This is a genomic window from Streptomyces sp. NPDC096311, from assembly GCF_044763085.1.
GTDB lineage: Bacteria > Actinomycetota > Actinomycetes > Streptomycetales > Streptomycetaceae > Streptomyces.
On record NZ_JBIWFN010000018.1, the window covers coordinates 100341 to 122076 of the forward strand.

Consider the following 21736-nt stretch of genomic DNA (forward strand, 5'->3'; position numbering starts at 1 on the left):
CGGCGGGCATGCCACGCCGGATCGTCATCTGCCTCGACGAAACGAGCAACCAGGTCGGCGCCGGCCACCCGACCAACGTGGTCAGGCCGTTCGAGATGCTGGAAGCGGACGCCCTCGACCGGCAGCTCCTCTACTGCGACCCTGGCGTGGGCACCATGTCGGCGGCCACCGCCCACGGACCTGTCGGCCGATGGCTCTCCCGCCTGACCGGTCTCGCATTCGGCACCGGGCCGAAGGCCAACCTCGCCGAGGCCTGCACCTACTTGATGAAGCACTGGCAGCCCTGAGACCGGGTGTACGTCTTCGGCTTCAGCTGTGGCGCCTACACCGGGCGCCCTCAATCGGGATGCTGAATAGACCCGGCCTCATGCGCCCCGGCCGAACAACTGAACCTCCCCGGCCAGGTCACGCAGGCTCGGCCATGGCTCGACCAGCCCCCTCACCTGCAGAGGTCCAAGAGATCGACAGCGGGCGAGGATCGTTCACAGGTGAGTTGACTCAGGTCGTGCCGTTCGAGCTGGTAGACGAGGTACTTTCCCGCTGGCGATGTGCCGACTTGGATCAAGCGCACCACCTCGCGGCAAACCGAAGGCCCGCCCGGCACCTCTCAGGCACCCGGCGGGCCCGGCTCCGGGAACCTCAGCCAGGCACCGCCTCCCGCAGAGAGGCGAGTAGTTCCGTACCGTCGGGGACACCAAGACCCGTACAGGCATCCCACCCGGGGGCAGCACGGAATTCACCGTTCGTGCCCACAGTGATGTCACGGAATCCGCGTGCGGTGTGTCCTGGCGTGGCGTTGGCGTACAGCAGGGGCTGGAGCATGCCGAGTGGCCGGCCAAGCGCCTCAACCAGACGGCAGGTCAGGGCCGCCCACAGGGGGGCGACGGCGCTGGTACCGCCGATGACCAGACGTCGGCCGTCCACCAGCACTTCGTAGCCGGTGGCCGGATCGGCGACGCCTGATACATCCGGTACACCGCGGCCCGGAGCACCTCCGTTGTGCGGGACACCGGCAGTCGTCTGCCAGGCAGGGAGAGGGAATGCCTCGCTCACCCCGCCGCCGGTGGCGCCGCCTCCGTCGCCACCCCACACCCTTTCGCTGCGCACGGCCCCGGTGTCAGGGTCGGCGTCCAGGCGGGTGCCTCCGCAGGCCAGCGCATGCGGGCTGGACGCCGGGAAGTCGGTGTGCGGCAGGCCGTCGCCCACCTTGTCCTCACTGCCGTCGTCACCGGCCGCGACGCACACCGTCACACCGAGCGCCGCGGCATCAGCGAGCGCATCGTCGAACACGGCGCGGGCCTGGTCGGTCCAGAAAATCTCCGGCGCGCCCCAGCTGATGCTCAGCGCGGCCGGTGTCGGGGTGGCGTGGACAGCGGCACTCACCGCGTCGACAAAGCCCTGGTCGTCGTTGTGCGCGAAGTACACCTGCTGGTGGGCGCCCGGTGCCGTCGCGCCCGCGACCTGAATGTCCAGCAGTACCTCCCCGTCGGCGCCGTCGGGGTCGGCGCCCGGCACATTGCGGCCAATTCCGACGTTCACCATGGTCACCCGAGGGGCCGGCATGCCGAGGGACGTGAAATACGTCTCCAGTTCGGCCGGGTCGGCGCCACCGCCCAGTTCAATGATCGCTAGCGTCTGGCCGCTGCCGTCGGTGCCGGGAGGGAACCGATACACCTTGGCAAGCTGATTCGGTTTGTAGGAGGTCTGGCGGCCCCTGGCCCGTGCGCGCCGCACATGGGGACGGGCCTGCGGCCGGTTGTCCAATCCGAGCACTGCCACGACCACGCCGGCCAGCTCGTCGGGCACATGCAGCGGGCCCTCACGATGGCGGTGCTGGATAGGCGCACCACCGGTCGGATCCGGGCTGGACACCTCGGACAACCGGGTCCCGAACGCCGCGGCCATCGCGTCCGCAGTGCCGGTCACCTTGAGGCGCCGGGATCCCAGGTCGACATCGGTCACTCGAAGGCCGTGGCCGCCCAGCACATCGCGCACCAGGTCGGCGTCGGCCGGGGTGGCACCGTACTGCTGTGCGAGCTCGGCTTGCGAGATCGTTTCGGTCCCCACGATCAGGTCGCGCGGAACCTCCGCTCGGCGGCGCAGCATGACCGTGGCCTCGATGGGCGTCGAGCCGTCGACGGGACCTATGTGGCGTGTCTTGGGCGCGGCCGAGCGTTCGCTGCCAGGAATAGCGACAAATCGTTCAGTCATGGCACAGAGTATCGACCTTATCACCGTGAGTCCGCACTTCGAGCGGCGTCGCCTCCAGCCCGTCCCCGTACTCAGCACCGACCGGCCGGGCGCCGACCACCGCAGAGAACGAACCGCCACGTTCCGCGTGGACACGACGGTCTGGAAGAGGGGCCCTTCGCCACGCTGAATACCGTCACCGGCAGAGCGATCAGCAAAGCAGTATTGCGTCGCTTGTGGGGCGCAGAGCAAACGACCTCCTTCGTACGGCCCCCTCCAGGCCGCGGCATGCACCGGATTCGAAGGTGATCACGACAGGTCGTGCCGGAGCCTGCGCGGCCACGGCTCTTCTGCCGTGGCACTGTCGCCGACCGCAACCGCATCTGTGCGAAGCCTCGCTGCCGCCCGCGAGCGCCTTGATGGCATGGGTGGCATCCACCACGGCGGCGTCCTGACCGTTGACCGAGGCGGAACCCACTGCGACAGCGGAGTCGGCATCGGCGCGAGCGGCACCTGCTCGTGAGCATCCATCGGTGAGCACGATGGACGCAGGAGGAGCCTTGACATATCTGGCCCGGGAACTGTTCCAGCGGGTGGTGCCGGAGGCGCCGTCGTGACCTCAGGGCGGTGGGCAAGGGTGCCGTCCAGCAGGGCGTAGTTGGGATCGGGATCGGCTTCGCGCAGAGCGCGCAGCAGGCCGGGCGCGCGATCGGCGTGAGGGTGTCATGCCGGCGCAGGTACACCAGCCCGACCAGCGCGCGCTGGTGCGGCGGAAGCTTGCAGCGACGGACACGCTCCCGGGTGACGATGCGCATCTTCACCCACTCGACCATGCGTGAAGCAGGTCGAGTGCGGCAGGTTAGGAAACCAACAAGGCTCCTGCGCTGGTGAGTTGGGACTTCGAATACCTCCCTCAACGGCACGGGAGCCTTGTCCGTAGCGGACACCGATCCCTCACTCGATCAGTGGCCTCGCTGAAAAGGCTCAATGACACGGACGGCACCACAGTTACTCAAGTCGAACAGCGTCTGAACGTGCGACGACGATGAGACCCCGGCCGGTCCCACGATCCCGACACTGAGCGGCGGCGCAGCCACACGTTGGGCGCTGTGAATGACACGGTGTGTCTAGGGCGGGCCTACCTGTCCGCATCGTCAACTCAGCTCCGCGTTGCCGGTCCAGGCCCGGAACCAGTTGGTGGCTCCTCAGCGGACATGGAGGCCGGGAAGGGCTCGAAGTCGATCCGCATGCCGTCGTCGTAGCCGAACGCAAGCGCCAACGCCGCGGCGGGTGCCGGAGGGAGCTGACGATCGCCAGTGGGGATCACGCGGACAGACTGACGACCGCCGATGTCACCATCCCGGTGCCGCCTGGTTCAAGGCACCCTGGCTGTGCTTCCCAGCCCAGCTCGGAGCTGCGCTCCTGACTTTGGCACACCTAAGGTGACGAGCAAGGTCTCTTGCCCTATGCTGCGGCTTGCACATCCGGGGGGCGGCTGGCCGTCATGATGACTGGCACCGTGCCAAGTGCACATCACCCAAACCATCTCAACTCGTGCTGCAGCATGCCTTCAGGCGTCCCCGCCTGCGCGCGACTGCTGCCAGCAAGGGTCCGGATCGGCGTGTTTCCCCGGATTCCCACGGTCATCGGAAGGCAGAGAACGTCATGGCAGAACGGCAGTACCTCGGTCAGGGCACCAACACATCCTGGGAGAAGTTCTGGTACGTCCTGGGTTGCATCTACTTCGGTGCCGCCTACTTCCAGAAGGTCCCGGTGAAGAAGGCGCTGAGCGAGTACGGGCTGGTCGAGATGACCGGTGCGGAGAAGTTCTGGTACGTCGTCCAGTGCATATTCTTCGGCGCCGGCTACTTCGCGAAGGTCACCGTCAAGAGGGCGCTGTCCGAGGTGCAGAACGCCGGCGGACTCCCCACAGTCTGACGACGCCAGGGTGGCACACGGGCCGCGGGCTCGGATCGCGAGGAGCGGTCCGGGCCCGCGGCCCGTCGTCCGTGACGTGCACGTCGCCTGCGTCCCGCACAACGCCTGCCGGTCCGGCATGCATGCACGACCCGCGACCAGCACCATCGCTTCGTGGCGAACCGCAGGTTTCTCGTATCTCGTGGCCACGGCCCGGTGGCGCTTGAGCCGGTTGATGCCACATTCCACCGCGTGGCGCTCCGTGTAGTCGTCCTTGTCGAACTTGGGCGGGCGACCGCCGCGCGTCCCGAATTCCTTGCGGTTGCGGACCTGGTCGGCCTTCTTCGGGATCGTGCATCCGGTCCCGAGTCTGCGCAGGTAGGTCCAGTTCGCGCGGGAGCCGTACGCCTTGTCCGCGCGGACTCTGTCCGGCTTGGTCCGTGGCCGGCCCGGGCCCATGCGGGGCACCGGATGCCCTCCAGGGCCGGCTGGAACCGCGGGCTGTCATGCCGCTGTCCGGAGTGATCAGCAGCGACAGAGGCCTTTGGCTCTGCTCCACGCCCATGTGCAGCTCGGCGGTCAGCCCGCCGCGCGACCGCCCGAGGCCGTGGTCGTCGGGCTTGGTGAAGACGCCGCCGGGAGACTCCTTCCGCAGTGCCCCCTTTGACGCGCGCCGGCAGCGTGTTGGTGAGCCCGAGCGACCGTGGAGTCCACGCTCACATCCCATGTGATCAGACCCTTCGCATCGGCCTCGGCTTGCAGCTGCACGAAGATCCGCTTCCAGGTACCGTCCCGTTGCCGGCGTCGGAACAGGTCGTAGACACGGTCCCAGGGCCCGTACCGCTCGGGCACGTCCCGCCAGGGTCCGCCACCTCATGCCATCGATCAGCCACCTACGCGACCACGTCGGTGGCCGGCCCGGCTTCTTGCCATGCGGCAGCAACGGCTTCAACTCGGCCAACTGACCGTCCGTCAGATCACCACACCTCACGACCAGTGAGCATCCACGACCTTGATCCACTTTCACAACACGCCCTGGTTGGCCAGCTGAGCGTTCGGCTTCCGGCAGTCCCTTTCGTACGAGGTGCGGTCGACGCCAGTGCAGGCCAGCACCGTATTGGCGGCGGCGTTGAGAAGGAGCGTGAACGTCCGTGTCTGCTCTGCCGTCCCGATCGAGCCGATGCGAAGAAGCTCGTCTCCTGTGGCTTCTGGGATGCCGACCGTCTCAGCGAGGCCTGACATCGAGGCCTGACATCGAAGGCACCTCCGGAGAGCAGGGCCTCTCGTGCGGCGCCACATGCCGGTGTCTGCTCGGTGAACATCGTGCAGAGGTCATCGCGTGTCATGCGCCAACTCTCAGGTTTCGTGGCCGGGTGGGGGTCGGCGAGGGCTCGCGAGCGGACGTCCCTCACACCTACACCACCGTCCACACTGCACTCGGCGGCAAGCCACCCACCGGTCGCGTCAACAGCGCTGCGGGTCACCACACCTAGCCGATGCGGGCCAGTGCCGTCCGGACGATCCGGCACAGTTCCTCGTCCACGAGGATGCTTCCGCCGTAGCGGCGGGGCGAGGCTGTCACCGCGTGCAGGGTGGGGAGAGCGGCGGCCGCAGGGGTGCCGATCGAGCCGAGTACCCGCACCGTCCGCAGGACCGGGCCGGGTGCACGGTGGGCGGCCAGCGGTGCCAGCTCCGGCAGCAGGGCCGCCACGGCGGGGGCCGGGTCACCGGTGATCCGCCACCAGGCCTCAGCCGCCCCGATCCGGCTCCACTCCCCGGGGCCGTCGAGCAGCGGGCGGACGGCGTCGGCGTAGGCCGTGGCCAGGGGGCCCAGGTCGGCCAGGTAGCGCAGGACCGGGCGACCGAGCCCTGCCCGTACGGCCGCGCCGGACACCCGCAGAGCCAGTTCCGGGTCACCGGTGATCCGCCAGTGGGCCCAGGCGGCGGTCTGCTCGCCGTGCCAGCGGTTCGGCGGGCGATCGGAGTCGAAGGCGAAGCGCTGCGGACGTGCTTCGCCCGTGGCGAGGCGGGCGAGCAGACCGGCCGCCGCCGCGGCGGCCGGGCCGATCTGGCCCAGCGCCTCGGCGGCCGGGCGAGCGGACGGCGTGTCCAGCAGGGCCGCCAGTTCGCGCACGGCCGGGGCGGCGGCCGCACCCCACTGGGCGAGGACGTGCAGCACCTCGGGGACGCCGCCGGCCTCGGGGCCCCGGGCGAGCCGCGCGCGGAAGGGCGGGAGCAGCTCCGTCGCCCAACGCCCGGGAAGCCTGTCGACGTTCAGCTGGTAGTTCCCGAGGCGCTGCCGGTACAGGAACGGCGCCCGGTCGTCCTCCATGGCGATCAGCGCCGTCACTGCGGTGTCGTTGTCCTGCGTCTGGGCGCCGACTCCAGAGCGCTCGACGAAGCGGAAGACCCGGTCCGCGTACGGGGCCACGGCCCGGCCGCCCCGGGCGAGGACTTCCAGGGCGGCGGAGGCCACGCGCGTCTCATCCTCCAGGCCCATGGCCACCGTCTCCCACAGGTCCGGCGCCGGACTCCGCCAGTGGCCAAGCTGGATGCCCGCCGCCAGCAGAGCCTTCGCCCGCAGGTCCGCGCTATGGTGGCGGGCCAGTCCGTGCACCAGGGCCGCCGCCTCTTGCGGGTACGGGGCCATCAAGTCCGCGAACTGGGCCACCGAGACGTGGCGGACGGGTTTCCACGGTGCGTCCGCCGGCGGGTCCTCCCCGGCCACGGACACAGTCCGGGCCACGGTGCGGCCGGTCCCCGTCACCGCTGCGGGGACGCCCGCCGTCAGCACCGCCTTCGCAGCCGCCAGCCGGACGTGGGCATTCCTGTGGTGCAGCCACGGCCGTAGCCACGCCGCGACCTCCGCCGGATCCCAGGTGCCGGTGCCGGATCCCGCATACCTTCCCACCGCGAGCAGTTCGGAGACGAGGGCCGTCGGGTCGCTTTCCACGGCGGCCTGGCGCCTCAGGGCGTCGAGGGCCGCGGGGTCGTCATCGGGAAGCTCGCGCAGGACCCAGGCCGCGCGGGTCCGTACCGCAGCCGCCCGGTCGGCCACGAAGGGCACCACGTGGTGCCCACTGGACGCGAACACCGTGTGGGACATGAAGTGCACGCCGACGGGACGCCGGCAGGTCCAGGCGCGCCGGGCCAGGAGTTCGAGCACCTCGCAGCGTAGCCGGCGGTCGAATTCCGGGAGCAGGGCGAACAGGCGGGCTGCCACGTGGGCGAAGACCGGGTCAGCGGTGCTCCAGCCCAGCCTCTTTTCCAGCCGCCGCCATGCGCCACGACGACGCCCGGGGATCGTCAAACCGCGCAACAGGCCGGGTATCTCCTCCCGCCCGGTCGGGACGCCTTCGAGTACGTGCCAGGGCACGCCGACCTCTCGTTCGTCCATGGCCGCGATCTTAAGGGTGTCAGCCGACCGGGCCCGGGTCTGGTGCCGTATCAGGCAACGTTGGCTCTGTTGCTGCCCGGCGGTGTCAGCTCGTGCTGAGTGGCGGGGTTTGCTCTGCGTCGAGTTGGTGGTCGGCCCAGACGTAGCTTTCGGGAAGCAGGTCGGTGACAGAGACGGTTCGGAGATGGTCGCCTGCGCCGACGATGACCTTCAGGGCTGGGAAATAGTCGAGAAGGACTTGGCGGCACCGGCCACATGGGGGAACGACCCCCCGGTCGCGGTCGCCCACGGCGACGATCGTGTCCAGCTCGTAGGCGCCCTGGGCAGCCGCCGTGCCGATGAGGACCAACTCGGCGCACGGGCCTCCGGTGAAGTGGTAGGCGTTTACCGCGGTGATGATCCGGCCGTCCCGGGCGCGGGCCGCGGCCGCCATGGTGTGGTTGTCGCCCTGGCAACGAGTGCGCGCGACATGGGCCGCGGCCTCGATGAGTTCGTGGTCGACGGGGTGGGGATGTGTAGTCATCTTCTCTGCCTTCGTGCGGTGTCAGGCGACGTTGGCGCGAGTGGCGATGGTGCGCAAGCGAATATCGGTGGTGTGCTTGTTCCGCCAGATGATGTAGCGGCGGATCATGCTGCTCTGGGCCTGTGGATGGGGTGGTCGGTGCCGTCGAGGGTGAAGTGACGCAGGCCGGTGAACCTGGCCTCGATGCGGTTGAGCCATGAGGAGTTGGTCGGGGAGCGCAGCCCCAACGGGCCTCCCACTGCGAGGTCGTGCGTGGGTCCCCAAGCGCACGAGTAGAGCGCCGATTCGGCTCGTGTGAGGGCCGCAAGGCTGCGTGTCGTGGTGTTCCAGATCCGCAGCGTTCCGTCGCGCCGTCGCCGTACTTGCTGCCGCCGGTGGTGGCGAGCCAGGCGCTGTCCGGGCTGATCGTGAGCGCCCCCATTCGGCCGCGGTGTCCGGTGAGGGTGGCCGTGCAGGTGCCGGAAGTCCGGTCCCGCATTCGCACGATCCCTTCGCCGTTACTCTCATGCAGGCCGCCAGCGGTGGCGAGCCAAGTTCCGTCCGGGCTGACCGCCAGCGCCTCCACCTTCGCCCGCCTGGAGATCTTCAGCGCCAAGTTCGGCACGGCCGCCAACACCGGCTCTGTCGAGACCGTTTCCCACGGCGTAGCGAAAGCAGGACAGCCGACCGTCCTGAACCGCGCCGACTGCTCCACCGCAAACTTCACCCACCCGTAGGCCATGACCTGAATTCGGGCGGCCTACACCGCGACACCCTGGGCGCCAGTCGAATAAGATTCGAGTAAATATGTCCCTCATTGCGGATATTTGAGAGGTTATGCCATGGATGGTATTGCCGATATGGGAGGAACCCCAGGATGGGGCTCCATGTATCCGCCGAGACAGGATGAACCTGTTTTCAAGGAGTCCTGGGAGGGTCGAGCATTCGCTCTCGCAATCCTCGCGAACCGGGTATCGGGGGGAAACCTGGACTCCTTCCGACACGCGCTGGAACGCCTGGACCGAGCGCACTACATCGACGACGGTTACTACGGGCGCTGGCTCAACGCCGGAGAGCTGAGGCTCATCGACAGTGCCATCCTGGCGCGGGGCGCGATCGACGCCCGCGCGCGCAACCTCCGCGGCGAGCACGTGGCGGAACCCCCGATCCCGGAACCGGCCAAGCCCGACTACGCGCCCACCGCCGAGGGCAGCCTGCGCTCCATCGACGCCGCACCCGTGTTCGCCGTCGGCGAGCGCGTACGCGCCAAGGACATGTCGCCCGCCGGGCACACCAGGCTGCCGCACTATGTGCGCGGGCATGGTGGCGTTGTTGACATCATTCAGCCCGCCGGCGTGCTGCCGGACACCAACGCGCACTTCCTGGGCGAGAACCCGCAGTACGTCTACTCGGTTCGGTTCGACTCGCGCGACCTGTGGGGCGCCGACGCCGAACCCTTCGAGCTCACCATCGAGCTGTTCGAGAGCTACCTGGAGACCGCCTCATGACGACCACCAGCGGATCGGCCGAGCATCTTTCCGTGGCCCTGCGTACCGAGGCGCTCCAGCAACTGCTCACCGAGCGGGGCCTGATCGACCCGAAGATGATGAACGGGCTCATCGCCACTTATGAGACCCACGTGGGTCCGCTCAACGGCGCGAAGGTCGTCGCCAGGGCCTGGACGGACCCCGACTACCGTCGCCGGCTGCTCGAGGACGGCACGGCCGCCATCAAGGAGCTGGGCTTCGGAGGGTTCCAGGGCGAGCACATCGTCGTTGTGGAGAACACCGCGACCACGCACAACGTGGTGGTCTGCACGCTGTGCTCGTGCTACCCCTGGCCGGTGCTCGGCCTGCCGCCGAGCTGGTACAAGGATCCCGCCTATCGCGCTCGGGTGGTGAAGGAACCGCGTGCGGTGCTGTCCGAGATGGGACTGGAGCTGGCCGACGATGTACAAATCACCGTCCGCGACTCCACCAGTGAGGTGCGCTGGCTGGTGCTGCCCGAGCGTCCCGCCGGCACCGAGCACCTGTCCGAGGAGGAACTCGTGCCGCTGGTGACTCGGGACGCGATGGTCGGCGTAGCCAAGGTGGAGGCATCATGAGCGTGCCACTGGACATCGAGGGCCCCGCCGCACCGCCTCGCTCCAACGGCGAGCTGGTCTTCGCCGAGCCGTGGGAGAGCCGCGCTTTCGGTATGGCCGTCAGCCTCTACGAGGCAGGTACGTTCACCTGGCCGGAATTCCAGGGCGCACTGATCGCCCGGATCAAAGCCTGGGAGGACACGGCGGCGCAGCACGAGCCGTACAACTACTACCAGCTGTGGCTGGCTGCTCTCGAGGACGTGCTCGCCAGCCTGTGCGCCGTGTCCACGGACGAGGTCACCGCACGCGCCCGAGCCCTGGCGCAACGCCCCCCGGGCCACGACCACCGTGACCACGACGACCACCACGACCACCCGCACTGACCCCAACGCTCGCCTGGCACCCTCCCCTGCCGACTTGTCGGCGCCCTCCTGGGGAGTCTCCCGGGCGAGTGAACGCAAGGGCTGGTCGACGCTCTGATCACCGATGCGCTGCGACTGTCGGGCCACCTGCCCGACCAGCAGCTGGACAGCGCGGATCGCGGCCAGGGCACGCTTCCCGCCCGCGGCGAGGGTGTCGATCGGCCGGAAGACCGTCGAGTCGGAGGCCACCGCCGAACACAGCCGGCTCGGCCCGCAGCATCCCGACATCAGCCGGACAGTGCCCGCCGAGGGCGACCATGAGCGCGACATCCCACAGGATCTTGCCCCGATCGTGCACCGCCCGGATTTTGCGCCATGGCGCCGGCCCCGCCGATATCGGCGTCCAGGCCCGTCTTGCGGACCGTCTCCACCAGAAGCACAGCCCCAGCTTGTGAGACCACTGCGCGACCGCCGCCCTCGACACGGACACGCGGATACGACTCGCTACGCTGTTTTACCTGAGCAGTGCTTCTTTCCGTGCCGCGATCTAGTAGGGCTTGGTCAGGTCCGTATGGGTGTGGGTATGTCGCGGTGACAGGTGGGGCGGGCACCGGTCCAGACCGCTGGGAGGGTCTGGAGCTCGCGGACGACTTGGTAGAGGCTCAGGCCGGTGCCGCGCCGTTGGGGGGCCGGGCCAGTCGTTGCAGGGTGCAGAAGGCTTGCGCGACCGAGACGAGGGTGACGTGGTGGTGCCGGCCTCCCCAGGTCCGGCCCTCGAAGTGGGCGAGTCCCAGGGCCTGTTTCATCTCCCGGTAGTCGTGCTCGATGCGCCGGCGGAGTTTGGCGAGCCGGACCTGCGTGGTCAGGGGCATGCCGGAGGGCAGGTCGGACAGCCAGAACTGCACCGGCTCGCTCTCACCAGCAGGCCATTCGGCCAGCAGCCGGCACACGGGCATCTCCGGGCCGTCACTGGCCCGCCGGATCTCGCGTCCGGCAGGCCGGATCCGCAGGGTCACGAAGCGGGAGTACATCCGCTTGCGGCCCGGGCGGCCGGTGGAGGGCCGGGAGCCTTCACGCCACTGCATCGGCCTGGCCGCCTTCCGCCCCGCCGCGATGACCAGCTCCTTCACCGGCCGCGGCTTGTCGGGATACTTCGCCACCGGCGGGCGGCGGGTTCCGGAGTACGGCTCGGCCACCGGCACCGCGCCGGTGGGCTGGGCCGACAGCGTGGTGGAGATCCCCACCACGTAATTCAGGCCGCGGGCCTGCAGTCCGTGCCGGAACGCGGCAGCGTCGCCGTATCCGGCGTCCGGGATGGCCAGCGGCACCTCGATGCCCCAGGAGCGGGTCTCATCGAGCATGTCCAGGGCCAGCTGCCGCTTCTCCACATGCCCGACGTCGTCGGGGATGCCGCAGGCGGTGCGGCGGGCGTCCTTGTCCGCATCGGCCTTCGGCGAGGCGGGATCCCTGTCCGGGGCAGGAACAGTCGCCAGTTGACCGCCGCCGAGGCGTGGTCGGACGCGAGGTGGAGCGAGACACCGACCTGGGAGTTGGTGACCTTGCCCGCGGTGCCGGTGTACTGCCGCGACACACACGCCGAGGCGATCCCGTCCTTGAGGAACCCGGTGTCGTCGAAGACCAGCGCCTTGGGTCCGATCGTCTCCTCCATCCGCCAGGCGAGCTGGGCACGGATGTGCGCCGGGTCCCAGGGACTGGTGGTGATGAAGTTGGCCAGTGCCTGACGATTGCCGTCCTCCCCGAGCCGGGCGGCCATCGGCTCGACCGACTTGCGCTGCCCGTCGGTCAGCAGTCCTCGCAGATAAACCTGCCCCCACCGGCGCTGATCCTTGCGCGCAAAAGGCTCGAACACCTCCGCCGCGAACGCCTCCAACTCACCACGCACCACAGCAATCTCGTCCGGAGTCACACACTCCCAACACCACACCAGGCCCCAAGGGCACGCACCACCACAACCGACCCGACCAAGCCCTACTAGGATGCCGACTTCACGGTCAAGTCACCGCTCGTTGTCGACAGATCCAGGCGGTACGTGCCTGACGGGTCGTTCTTGAACGCCACGTTCTTGTCACCGTGGGAGTCGTTCGCTGAGATCTGGTACTTGGCAGGCGGTGCGGTGACCGTGAGGTTGCCGCTGGTCGTGCGAGCCTTGATGTCCTGCGGGGTGGCCGTCTGGATCGTCACCTCGCCGTTCGACGTCTGCGTGTCGATGCCGCCGCCCTTGACGTCCTCGACGTCGACGTCACCGTTGGACGTGCGTAGCTTCACGGGGCCCGTGGCGTTGGTCACCGCGATCCCACCGTTGCTTGTGTGCACATCGACCGCGCCCACATCGGTCAGTGCGAGGCCACCGTTGGACGTGCCTCCCGTCACCGGAAGACCGGCAGGCACTTTGACGATGTAGTCGACGCCGCAGTTCTTGCCGCAGCCGGACAGCACCAAGACGCCGTCCGCGACACGGAAGGACGTGCCACTCGGCTTGTCACCACGGTAGTTGACCTTGCGATGCACGGAGATCGTGGAAGTGTCGGCCGAAGCGTCTACCTTCACATCTCCGTTCCCGCTGTCAAGACGGATCGAGGTGATTCTCTGAGGCACCTTGGCGTCGTCCTCGAAGGTCTTCTGGCTGAGGGACGAGCACGAGGACAGCCCGCTGATGGTGAGAGCAGCCAGAGCCGCCGCTGTAAGAGTGCGCGCTTGTGGACGTTGCATGAAAGTCCCCCCGTGTAAAGCGAGTTGAATCGGTGAATCAGTCACCACGATCCTACGCAGCCGCTTTCCCGCCGCCACTGGGAAACCTCCAGGGCCAGGACTAGGCCGTCCTTCATGGCCGCCGTGGAGGGATACTCCCAGGCCTCCACCAGAAGACGACTGCTGCGACCGACTACGCGAACTCACCCGGAGACGCGCAGTACGATCCGCTGCATGCTCGATCCCGAGCTGCTGGAACGGATCACCGCGCGGCGCGCGCAACTGGACGAACTCGAAGAGCAGCTGGCCAAGCAATTGGCGGAGGTACGGGCAGAGCGGGACGAACTCACCGTCACCGAACGGGTCGTTGGACGGATGAGCGAGCAGCTCACCGACGAACGCGCCTCGGCCGCGCCGACGCCCGGGCAGGTGGACGGACGAGCGGTGATGCTGATCCCGCGCCGTACGTCAGGCGTGAACGAGACCACGCTTCCGCCGGACTACGCTCTTTCACTCGCCTGAAACTGGAGGGTGCCGCACCTGAGTGCGGCACCCTCCATCGCTTTGGATGCGCGAATTACGCCTGGTGCCGCATCTCCCGGCCGGGACACCAGCCTCTTCCTGGGCGAACCGCAGCGGTTTTCGGGCCGGGGGCGGCCGCCAAGGATGACCCAGCGCAGGTAGTACTGGCGCATCTGAACAGTGATGATCTTCGTGATATCCATCATGAAGACCACGCCACACGGTCCTGACCTGATCAAACAGGCCGAGCGGTGTGCCCTCCCGCAAGGCGGGAGCAACAGACCAACTTTCTCGCCGCGTGCCCGTCAGACGGAAAGCGGCCCCGGACATCGCGCGAGTGTCATCGCTTTCCGGAGACTCAACCCCAGACGGTCCCGGCAACCTCCGGGGCTGCGTGCTTCCCGGAGAAGGCCAGTGCAGACCTACGAGCCCCTCCCCCAGTCAGCCGACCGCAGACTTCTCCATCTGTTCCCGGTGCGCCCGGGCCGTGGCCATCAGCCCGTCGAGCGTGTCCCTGGTCCGCACGAGGTCGGCGATGTGCGTGGAGAGCCGCTCCCGTTCCAGTGCCATCCGCTCCAGCGCAGCGTCGGAGTTTTCCTCGCTGGGTGCGTCGACGCAGGGCAGTAGCTCGGCGATGGTGCGGCTGGACAGGCCGGCGGCGTACAACCGCTGGATGAACGCGACCCGTTCGACCTCGCCGTCCGTGTAGTGCCGCTGCCCGCTCTGGCTGCGGGTACTGGTAAGCAGCCCCTGCTCCTCGTAGTAGCGCACGGACCGGACGCTGACTCCGGCGCGTGACGCGAGCTCCCCGATCCTCACAAAGCCCCCTGGCTGAGTTCTGCGTCACAGACCCTTGCCTCTGACGTCAGTGTGAGGTTTTAGCGTAGCCGCTGTGCCCGAGGTGCGGGCACGGCGGAACCCGAAGGAGTCCTGACATGACGACCCTCTTCACCAGCTATCGGCTCGGCGGCCTCACGCTGCCCAACCGAATGGTCATGGCCCCGATGACCCGGGTCCGAGCCGCGGCCGGTGGCCTGGCCACGTCGTCGATGGCGACCTACTACGCTCAGCGGGCCACAGCCGGGCTGATGGTGAGCGAGGGGGTGCAGCCGAGCGCGATCGGGCAGTCCAACCCTGGTACACCGGGACTGCACACCGACGAGCAGGTCGAGGCATGGCGCCCCGTGACCGCCGCCGTCCACGCCAACGGCGGCCGGATCTTCGCCCAGCTCATGCACGGCGGCCGGGTCTCACATTCCGACACCACCGGCCTGCAGCCGGTCGGGCCCTCGGCCGTCCCCGCCGTCGGCGACGTGTTCACCCCCACCGGACCCCAGCCCGCTCCGACGCCGCGCGCTCTGGACATCACCGAAATGCCCGAGCACGCGCGGTCGTACGCCGAAGCTTCGCGCCGCGCCGTCGACGCGGGCTTCGACGGCGTTGAACTCCACGGCGCCAACGGCTACTTGATCTCGCAGTTCCTCTCGTCCAACGCCAACCTGCGCACGGACCGCTACGGGGGCCCGATCGTCAACCGGATCAGGTTCGCCGTCGAGGCCGTCGCCGCTACCGTCGAGGCCGTCGGCGGGGACAGGACCGGCGTCCGTTTCTCACCGGGCGGGACCTTCTGGGGAGTTCAGGAGACCGACGTCCGCGAGCTCTACACCGCGCTGCTGGCCGAGCTGGCCCCCCTCGGGCTGGCATATGTACACCTCGAGGCCACCGCCGACGAGGAGGTGCTCGTCGCCCTGCGACGAGCGTGGCCGGGCACCCTCGTCATGAACCCCGTCCTTCCGATGGGACCGAAGCAGACCAGCCGGGAGGACGCCGAACACTGGCTCGGTCTGGGCGCCGATCTCATCAGCTTCGGCCGCGCCTTCCTCGCCAACCCCGACCTGGTCGAGCGGCTGCGGGGCGGACTTCCGATCGCCCCCGTCGACGAGGCCACGTATTACCAGGGCGGTGACGCGGGCTACCTGACCTACTCGGCCCACCAGTACGCGGCTTGATTCCGAGCTGCGGCGAACGAGCGAAACCAGCGCGGGCGGTGGTGCTCAGCCTCGCTCACGAGCACTCCCGCCAGCCGCCGGTGCAGTCCTCGTCGAGATCGGGGCCGAAGGCATCAACCCTGGTGAGACCGCCCTCCGCACCGGCGCCCCGCACCACCGGCTCCCCGCCGCCTTCCCCTCCGGTCAGGGCAGCGCCACACCCACGGCAAGATCCCCCTCATCCCCTGATCCCGGCTCCAGGACCTGGAGCTGGACGCGATCGGCATGCAGCCATGCCCAGGTGCGCCAGGATGAACAGCCGGTGCAGACAGGCACGGTCCATTCGGGAGGCCTGCCCCTGATCGGCGCACACGCGAAGGGCCTGGTGCCTACCGCTCCGAGACGGGTAATACCTCTCAAGAAACAGACACCACCGCAGGCTGGCTCTCCTGCTCCCGAAGGCTGCGTAGGCGGCGAACCCGACTTCGAGGGCGTGGGTGGGGCAGGAGTTCGTCTGCCGTGTTCTCCATGTGCCGTATGCGACGCGCCCAACACTGCTGGCGATGAACGGCGTTTCCGATTCAGCCCCGACGCGTGTGAGAGCGCTGTCGTCTCCCCCGCATCCTCCACCGGTGGTCGGAAGCGCGCCGCAGCTCACCGTACCGACTCGGCGGGCGGACGTTCGCGCATCGCGCCGTAGCCGATGAAGTACGCCGGCACGCGCTTGAGCCACGGTGCGGTGGTGAGCAGTTCACTCATCCGCTCCGCCCACCTGGCTTTGCCTGGCGGGCGTCCCGTGAGCACGGGCGTGATGACCCGCGCGTGGGCGAACCGCTGCAGTGCCTGTGTCGCCGCTGTGGTCGGCCACCGGCGCCGCTGGACGCCGCGTACGTCCCGCAGGCCGACCTCACCCCTGCGCAGCGGTTCGACGAGGTACCGCGCGGCGGCAACTGCGTCTTCGACGGCGAGATTGATACCGATGCCGAAGACCGGTGACATCGCGTGCGCCGCGTCGCCGATGCACAGCAGCCCAGGGCGGTACCAGCGCCGGAGGCGGTCGAGCCGTACATCGAGCATTCTCACCTCCTCCCACGACCGCAGCGCATGCGCCCGGTCCGCGAGCCAGGGCACGGCGGCCGAGAAATCGGCCATGAATTGCTCGAGACCGGCGGCGCGGCGCTCGGCGTTGGTCCCCTTGGGGATCAGCCCGGCACACTGCCAGTACTCCCCGCGGTCGATCATCGCGGTGAGGAACCGGTCGCCGACACCTCCCACAAGCCCGTGCGGGTCGCCTTCCCGCCGTGGCAGCCTGAACCACCAGGCGTCCATGGGGCAGGTGAACTGCCGCAGCCGCAGTTCGGGCCGCGACCGGGCCAGCGAGCCCCGGCCGTCGCAGGCCACCGTGAGGGTGGCCCGCAGTTCGCCGGTACGGCCGTCGGACGTGCGATAACGCACACCGGTGACCCGTCCGTGCTCCACCAGGAAGGACGTCGCCTCGGTGCTCATCCGCAGGAAGAAGGACGGCTCTTTTCGAGCCTCGTCGGCAAGGAGGTCGAGCAGGTCCCATTGGGGCACCATCGCCACGTAGTTGTACGGGCCCGGTAGCGCGCTGATGTCCGAGACGGTGATCAGCGACCCATCCGCACCGAGCGGCAACTGGACCGTGGTCACCCGACGTTGCGGCAGACGGGCGAAGCGCTCGGCCAGACCGAGGTCGTCCAGCAGCGCCAGAGTCGACGGATGCACAGTGTCGCCGCGGAAGTCGCGCAGAAAGTCGCCGTGCTTCTCCAGGACCGTGACGGCCACGCCGGCCCGGGCCAGCAACAGGCCGAGAACCATTCCGGCGGGGCCACCGCCCACCACGCAACACATGGTCCGCTCCATCGCAGCCCCGCCCTTCGACGACATCGACTATCCGCACTAATGGGACGTATACCATTAAAAGCGAAGACATTCCCCGCATGAATGCGCGACGGGCCCCGAAGGCCCGATGAGCCAGCAGCCGACCCTTCCGCCCTGCGCCGATCCAGCCTTCAAGGCGGATCCCCTCCCACTCCACCAACAGTTGCGCGAGGACGGCCCGGCGAGGTGCGAGTTCAAGCCATGATTGGCCACCCGCTACACAGACCGTTCAGGTTGATCGTGATGACACATCCGGCCGCCCCTCGCTTCACCCCACAGGGCTCGGGGTGGAAAAACATGGAGGCACATCCCCCGCACATCTGAACCTGCGAGATGAAGACCGCTCACGGCCGTACCCGCGCCCACCAGGTGTTACCGGAACGGCACTGACCGTAATATTTGGGCCGGCATGTCGGAAGCGGCCAGTAGCCTCAGGCACCATGGGCATTCAGATCGATGTAGTGGTGGGCTACCCCATCAACGATGAGATGGAGAGAGTGCTCGGGTTGGCCGAGGCGGTCGGCGAGCCCGTCGCTGTCACGTTCATGTGGGAGGGGCGTGAAGAGGCGGAACGCGCGGTGCTCGTGCCCGCGGCCACGCTGGCGCTCTGGGAGCATTGGGCCCCCACCGCCTACCCGACGAGTGGCGCTGGGGATGAGAACCAAGCTGTGGTGGAGGAGCGGGAACTGGCCTACCCAACGGAGTTCGGCGCGTTCACGCTTTTTCGTCGTCGCGTAGGAGGGCGCACGGCGGTTGCTCGCGCAGGCGTGGTGGTCGCCGAGCTACTGGACCCCGACGAGGCGCACTGGCCCCAGGAGAAGGCCCGCAAGGTCCGCCAAGGCTTCATGGATCCGAAGCAGAAGGCGGCGTTCGAGGAATTCCTTGCCCGGCAGGCATCCCTCGATGATCAATGACGCGCCGACTTACGCTTCGCGGCAAGTCCGGCAACGACATACTCGTGCTCCATGTGCCGTCCCAACAGCAGAATCTCGATCAACGCTCTGGTCCCGGCCGCCTCGCCGTGGGCGGCCCGGGCTGCGGTCCACCACGCGTCATGAGCCGGCATGAACTTCCCTGCGGCTTTGGCCTGTTCGAGGGCGTCGCACCGGGAAAGGCACCCGGCTTGCGCATAAGGGCTTCCAGATAGCGGTCCAGAACCAGCCGGGACTCACCCCTGCCGCTGAGACGTTCGTGGTGGGTGACCACCGTGCGGCCGTCATGGACGACCAAGTCGTTGGCGTGCAGCGGCTCCCGCATCTTGCGTCCGATGAAGCGGACAGAAACGGAGCAGGATTTGCAGCGGACGGTGACCTACCCGAAGCGGTTCACTCACGGGGTGAGCCACCGGCCGGTCTCGAACACCTCCCTCGGCAGCGGCCTCAGCAGTGGCTGTTCCTGGGCGAAGTGCCCACCGACCGTGCGGGTCTTCGACCGCAACCGGCGCCCCTCGTCGTCCAGGGCTCACTGGTCGACTATCGCATTCAGCTCGGTCGGCGACGCGCTCTCGGGAACCTTCTCTGCACATGGAACTCCTCACAAAATGATCTTCGAGGTGGTTGGATCGCTCCGGGAGTTGATGATCCGGGGTGCGGGGTGGTGCGGCCGAAGCCGTGGGAAGTCTGTGACGAGTTGTGGGCGGTGATGGAGCCGCTGCTGCCGAAACTCGAGCGTCGAAGCCGGCATCCCGGACGCGAGCGGCATCCGGACCGGCTGGTGTTCCAGGGCGTCTTGTTCGTGCCGCACACCGGGATCTCCTGGGAACACTTGCCGCAGGAACTCGGCTTCGGGTCGGGCATGACCTGCTGGCGGCGCTTGGCCGAGTGGACCGGGGCCGGTGTGTGGCCCCGGCTGCATGAGGTCCTGCTCGCCAAGCTTCGCAGCGCGAACGCCCTGGACTTCTCCCGGGCGGCGGTCGACGGCTCCCCTATCCGGGCGTTGAAGGGGGAGCCAAGACCGGACGAAGCCCCGTAGACCGGGGCGGGACGGGCAGTAAGCACCACCTGATCACCGACGCCACCGGCATCCCGCTCGCCGCCACCCTGACCGGCGGCAACCGCAACGACGTCACCCAGCTGATCCCACTCCTCCAGGCGGTACCGCCGGTGCGGGGCAGGCGCGGCCGGCCCCGGCGCCGCCCGGACGTGGTGTGGGCCGACCGCTGCTACGACCACGACAAATACCGCCGCCTGGTCCGGGATCTCGGCGTGAGACCGCTGAGCGCCCGCCGGGGTACCGAACACGGCTCCGGACTCGGCACCCAACGCTGGGTCGTGGAGCGCGCGTTCGCTCACCTGCACTGGTTCCGCCGCCTGCGGATCCGCTGGGAGATATGCGACGACATCCACGAAGCGTTTCCTCACCCTCGGATGCGCACTGATCTGCTGGCGACGCCTGATCGGGTTGCGTGAGGAGTGCTGGGTGAGATGACGCGTGGGACCTTCAGGATCGCGCGGTTGTGGTGATGCGTGACGCGGCGGTTGCTCAAGGTTTCTTGTCGTGTCGGTAGGTCGGGTCAGCGGTTGAAGGCGACAGATGCCGCAAGGTCCTTTTGGGTTTCGAGTGCGGTGAGACGTTCGGTGAGTGCGGTGTGGATGGCGTGGTAGGTGTCGGAACCGAGAGTGAGGCGCAGGGGCGGGTTCGGGTGGCGGGTCGTGTCGTAGATGGCGGCGGCGAGCCTGGCCGGGTCGCCTGTGAAGACGCTGTCGTCGGCGGTCTCCAGGTAGCGCCGCGTCTGGCCGACGGCGTTGTCACGGTAGGCGGCCGTTTCGGTGGTGTAGTGCAAGGCCGAGGCGAAGCCGGTGCGGGTGGCGCCGGGTTCGACCAGGGTGAGGTGAATGTTGAAGCCGCAGACTTCGCGGCTGACGCTCTCGGTGAAGCCTTCCAGCCCCCACTTGCCCGCGTGGTAGGAGCTGTGTGTGGGGGTGCCGATCTGGCCGCCCATGCTGGAGATCTGGATGATCCGGCCTCCGCCCTGCTCGCGCATCGGCTTCAGGAAGGCCCGGGTGATCAGCATCGGAGCGAGCAGGAGGACCTCGATCTGGTCGCGGATCTGCTCCACGGCCATCTCTTCCGCGGCGCCCACTACTGCGTATCCGGCGTTGTTGACCACGATGTCCACCGGTCCGGACTGGAGAGTCCTGCCGACCACCTTGTCGACGTCGACCGGCCGGGTGACGTCGAGGATTTCGACGGTCAGCCGGTCGCCGTACGTTTCGCGCAGGTCTTCCAGAGCTGCGGGGCGGCGGACCGTGGCCGTGACGCGGTCGCCGCACTGGAGGGCGTGCTCGGTGAGTTGGCGGCCCAGGCCGCCGGAGGCTCCGGTGACGAACCAGTGTCGTACGGCCTTGTCGGAGGGGGTGGGCATGGATGTCTCCTGGAGTAGAGTCTTACCGGAATGTGTTCCGTTTAGTTAAGCGGAACGCATTCCGGAATACAATCGCAGACAGACACCGAAGGAACCCGCATGCCCGCCACCCCCCGCCGGACCAGGAGCGATGCGCAACAGAACAGGGCACGCCTGCTGGAGGTTGCAGCGCGGGTCTTCGCGGAGCAGGGGCTGGACACCGCCCCGGCCGCCATCGCCAAGCAGGCGGGCGTCGGTGTCGGTACGCTCTACCGGCACTTCCCGACTCGCGAAGCCCTCATCGACGCTGCCTACCGGCACCAGCTCACCCGTGTATGCGAGAAGGCGGCCGACCTGCTCGCCCGGCACCCGGCCGCGGAGGCCACCCGGATGTGGATGGAACACTTCATCAACTACGCCACGGCCAAGAGCGGTATGTCCGCAGCACTCAACGCGGTCATCGCCTCCGGAGTCGACCCATACGCCAACAGCCACGCACTGCTCACCAACGCCGTCGCCACTCTCCTTGAGGCCGGCGGCCGGGACGGAAGCCTGCGAACGGACGTCACCTCCGATGATGTCCTGCTCCTCATGGGCGGCATCGCCTATTCCGTGCAGCACGGCACCGAAGAGCAGGCCCGTCGACTCGTCGACCTCCTCATGGACGCGCTGACCAAGGACTCGACTGCAGGCTGAACCCAAGCTGGCGGACCAGCGCGTCGAACGCACGCGCAAGCGCGGCCACGCCAACCTATTCATCGAGCGGCTCTGCCGACACTCGTGAGGCTCCGGACACAGGACACGCACCGAGCTCCGAGCGC

General features: G+C 68.3%; 18 protein-coding genes and 7 pseudogenes. 11 read left to right on the forward strand and 14 right to left on the reverse strand.

What is annotated here, in order from left to right:
* The first annotated feature begins 8 nt into the window (after positions 1-8).
* A complete protein-coding gene (locus tag ACIRA5_RS37435; protein WP_403698642.1) occupies positions 9-287 on the forward strand; it encodes a T6SS phospholipase effector Tle1-like catalytic domain-containing protein in 279 nt (92 codons plus the stop codon).
* A gap of 352 nt (positions 288-639) precedes the next feature.
* On the opposite strand, the gene ACIRA5_RS37440 is transcribed toward ACIRA5_RS37435, so the two are convergent.
* Both ACIRA5_RS37440 and ACIRA5_RS37445 read right to left on the reverse strand, forming a co-directional pair.
* A complete protein-coding gene (locus ACIRA5_RS37440; protein WP_403698644.1) occupies positions 640-2211 on the reverse strand; it encodes a protease pro-enzyme activation domain-containing protein in 1572 nt (523 codons plus the stop codon).
* Positions 2212-2820: 609 nt separating this feature from the next.
* A pseudogene (locus tag ACIRA5_RS37445) lies at positions 2821-3034 on the reverse strand (IS5/IS1182 family transposase); the annotation flags it as partial.
* A gap of 821 nt (positions 3035-3855) precedes the next feature.
* Here ACIRA5_RS37445 and ACIRA5_RS37450 point away from each other — a divergent pair.
* Complete coding sequence (locus ACIRA5_RS37450) at positions 3856-4128, forward strand: hypothetical protein (RefSeq protein ID WP_352053710.1); 273 nt, start codon at positions 3856-3858, stop codon at positions 4126-4128.
* Between the two features lie 132 nt (positions 4129-4260).
* Here the strand turns inward: ACIRA5_RS37450 and ACIRA5_RS37455 are convergent.
* The 6 genes and pseudogenes from ACIRA5_RS37455 to ACIRA5_RS37480 all read right to left on the reverse strand — a co-directional run.
* Positions 4261-5098: pseudogene (locus tag ACIRA5_RS37455) on the reverse strand (IS5 family transposase); the annotation flags it as partial.
* 32 nt (positions 5099-5130) lie between these two features.
* Positions 5131-5349 carry a hypothetical protein gene (locus ACIRA5_RS37460; RefSeq protein ID WP_403698646.1) on the reverse strand — a complete coding sequence of 73 codons (219 nt, stop codon included), beginning with the start codon at positions 5347-5349 and terminating at the stop codon, positions 5131-5133.
* A 247-nt stretch (positions 5350-5596) separates the two neighbouring features.
* The gene (locus ACIRA5_RS37465; RefSeq protein WP_403698648.1) at positions 5597-7504 is read right to left on the reverse strand and encodes a hypothetical protein; all 1908 of its coding nucleotides are present in this window, start codon (positions 7502-7504) and stop codon (positions 5597-5599) included.
* Between the two features lie 85 nt (positions 7505-7589).
* Positions 7590-8027: a cytidine deaminase gene (locus ACIRA5_RS37470; RefSeq protein ID WP_403698649.1), complete on the reverse strand. Its 438-nt coding sequence runs from the start codon at positions 8025-8027 to the stop codon at positions 7590-7592.
* Positions 8028-8048: 21 nt separating this feature from the next.
* Positions 8049-8242 (reverse strand): annotated as a pseudogene (locus tag ACIRA5_RS37475) (transposase); the annotation flags it as partial.
* 167 nt (positions 8243-8409) lie between these two features.
* Positions 8410-8505, reverse strand: a pseudogene (locus ACIRA5_RS37480) (hypothetical protein); the annotation flags it as partial.
* A gap of 43 nt (positions 8506-8548) precedes the next feature.
* Between ACIRA5_RS37480 and ACIRA5_RS37485 the strand changes: the two are divergent.
* From ACIRA5_RS37485 to ACIRA5_RS37500, 4 genes are all read left to right on the forward strand, one after another.
* Positions 8549-8743 carry a hypothetical protein gene (locus tag ACIRA5_RS37485; RefSeq protein WP_403698871.1) on the forward strand — a complete coding sequence of 65 codons (195 nt, stop codon included), beginning with the start codon at positions 8549-8551 and terminating at the stop codon, positions 8741-8743.
* A gap of 105 nt (positions 8744-8848) precedes the next feature.
* On the forward strand, positions 8849-9514 hold the full coding sequence (nthB, locus tag ACIRA5_RS37490) for a nitrile hydratase subunit beta (protein ID WP_403698651.1): 666 nt from the start codon (positions 8849-8851) through the stop codon (positions 9512-9514).
* The gene (gene nthA / locus ACIRA5_RS37495) at positions 9511-10110 is read left to right on the forward strand and encodes a nitrile hydratase subunit alpha (RefSeq protein WP_403698653.1); all 600 of its coding nucleotides are present in this window, start codon (positions 9511-9513) and stop codon (positions 10108-10110) included. The genes nthB and nthA overlap by 4 nt, the downstream gene beginning before the upstream one ends.
* Complete coding sequence (locus ACIRA5_RS37500) at positions 10107-10472, forward strand: nitrile hydratase accessory protein (RefSeq protein WP_403698655.1); 366 nt, start codon at positions 10107-10109, stop codon at positions 10470-10472. The genes nthA and ACIRA5_RS37500 overlap by 4 nt, the downstream gene beginning before the upstream one ends.
* Positions 10473-10613: 141 nt before the next feature.
* On the opposite strand, the pseudogene ACIRA5_RS37505 reads toward ACIRA5_RS37500, so the two are convergent.
* The 3 genes and pseudogenes from ACIRA5_RS37505 to ACIRA5_RS37515 form a co-directional block, all read right to left on the reverse strand.
* Positions 10614-10912, reverse strand: a pseudogene (locus ACIRA5_RS37505) (transposase); the annotation flags it as partial.
* A 201-nt stretch (positions 10913-11113) separates the two neighbouring features.
* Positions 11114-12378 (reverse strand): annotated as a pseudogene (locus tag ACIRA5_RS37510) (IS701 family transposase).
* Positions 12379-12443: 65 nt separating this feature from the next.
* Positions 12444-13226 carry a DUF4097 family beta strand repeat-containing protein gene (locus tag ACIRA5_RS37515; RefSeq protein ID WP_403698656.1) on the reverse strand — a complete coding sequence of 261 codons (783 nt, stop codon included), beginning with the start codon at positions 13224-13226 and terminating at the stop codon, positions 12444-12446.
* Between the two features lie 168 nt (positions 13227-13394).
* On the opposite strand from ACIRA5_RS37515, the gene ACIRA5_RS37520 reads away from it, so the two are divergent.
* Entirely contained in the window at positions 13395-13682 is a 288-nt protein-coding gene (locus tag ACIRA5_RS37520; protein ID WP_403698658.1) for a hypothetical protein, read from the forward strand.
* A gap of 441 nt (positions 13683-14123) precedes the next feature.
* Here ACIRA5_RS37520 and ACIRA5_RS37525 read toward each other — a convergent pair whose 3' ends face one another.
* Positions 14124-14501, reverse strand: a complete 378-nt coding sequence (locus ACIRA5_RS37525) for a MerR family transcriptional regulator (RefSeq protein WP_403698660.1) — start codon at positions 14499-14501, stop codon at positions 14124-14126.
* A 116-nt stretch (positions 14502-14617) separates the two neighbouring features.
* Between ACIRA5_RS37525 and ACIRA5_RS37530 the strand changes: the two genes are divergently transcribed.
* Positions 14618-15691: an alkene reductase gene (locus tag ACIRA5_RS37530; RefSeq protein WP_403698662.1), complete on the forward strand. Its 1074-nt coding sequence runs from the start codon at positions 14618-14620 to the stop codon at positions 15689-15691.
* 633 nt (positions 15692-16324) lie between these two features.
* Here the strand turns inward: ACIRA5_RS37530 and ACIRA5_RS37535 are convergent.
* Entirely contained in the window at positions 16325-17554 is a 1230-nt protein-coding gene (locus ACIRA5_RS37535) for an FAD-dependent oxidoreductase (RefSeq protein ID WP_403698664.1), read from the reverse strand.
* Positions 17555-18012: 458 nt separating this feature from the next.
* Between ACIRA5_RS37535 and ACIRA5_RS37540 the strand changes: the two genes are divergently transcribed.
* Together ACIRA5_RS37540 and ACIRA5_RS37545 are read left to right on the forward strand one after the other, a co-directional pair.
* On the forward strand, positions 18013-18486 hold the full coding sequence (locus tag ACIRA5_RS37540) for a hypothetical protein (protein ID WP_403698666.1): 474 nt from the start codon (positions 18013-18015) through the stop codon (positions 18484-18486).
* Between the two features lie 727 nt (positions 18487-19213).
* Positions 19214-19999 (forward strand): annotated as a pseudogene (locus ACIRA5_RS37545) (IS5 family transposase).
* A gap of 85 nt (positions 20000-20084) precedes the next feature.
* Here ACIRA5_RS37545 and ACIRA5_RS37550 read toward each other — a convergent pair.
* A complete protein-coding gene (locus tag ACIRA5_RS37550) occupies positions 20085-20936 on the reverse strand; it encodes an SDR family oxidoreductase (RefSeq protein ID WP_403698668.1) in 852 nt (283 codons plus the stop codon).
* Positions 20937-21035: 99 nt separating this feature from the next.
* Between ACIRA5_RS37550 and ACIRA5_RS37555 the strand changes: the two genes are divergently transcribed.
* The gene (locus tag ACIRA5_RS37555) at positions 21036-21611 is read left to right on the forward strand and encodes a TetR/AcrR family transcriptional regulator (protein WP_403698670.1); all 576 of its coding nucleotides are present in this window, start codon (positions 21036-21038) and stop codon (positions 21609-21611) included.
* Positions 21612-21736: the final 125 nt, after the last annotated feature.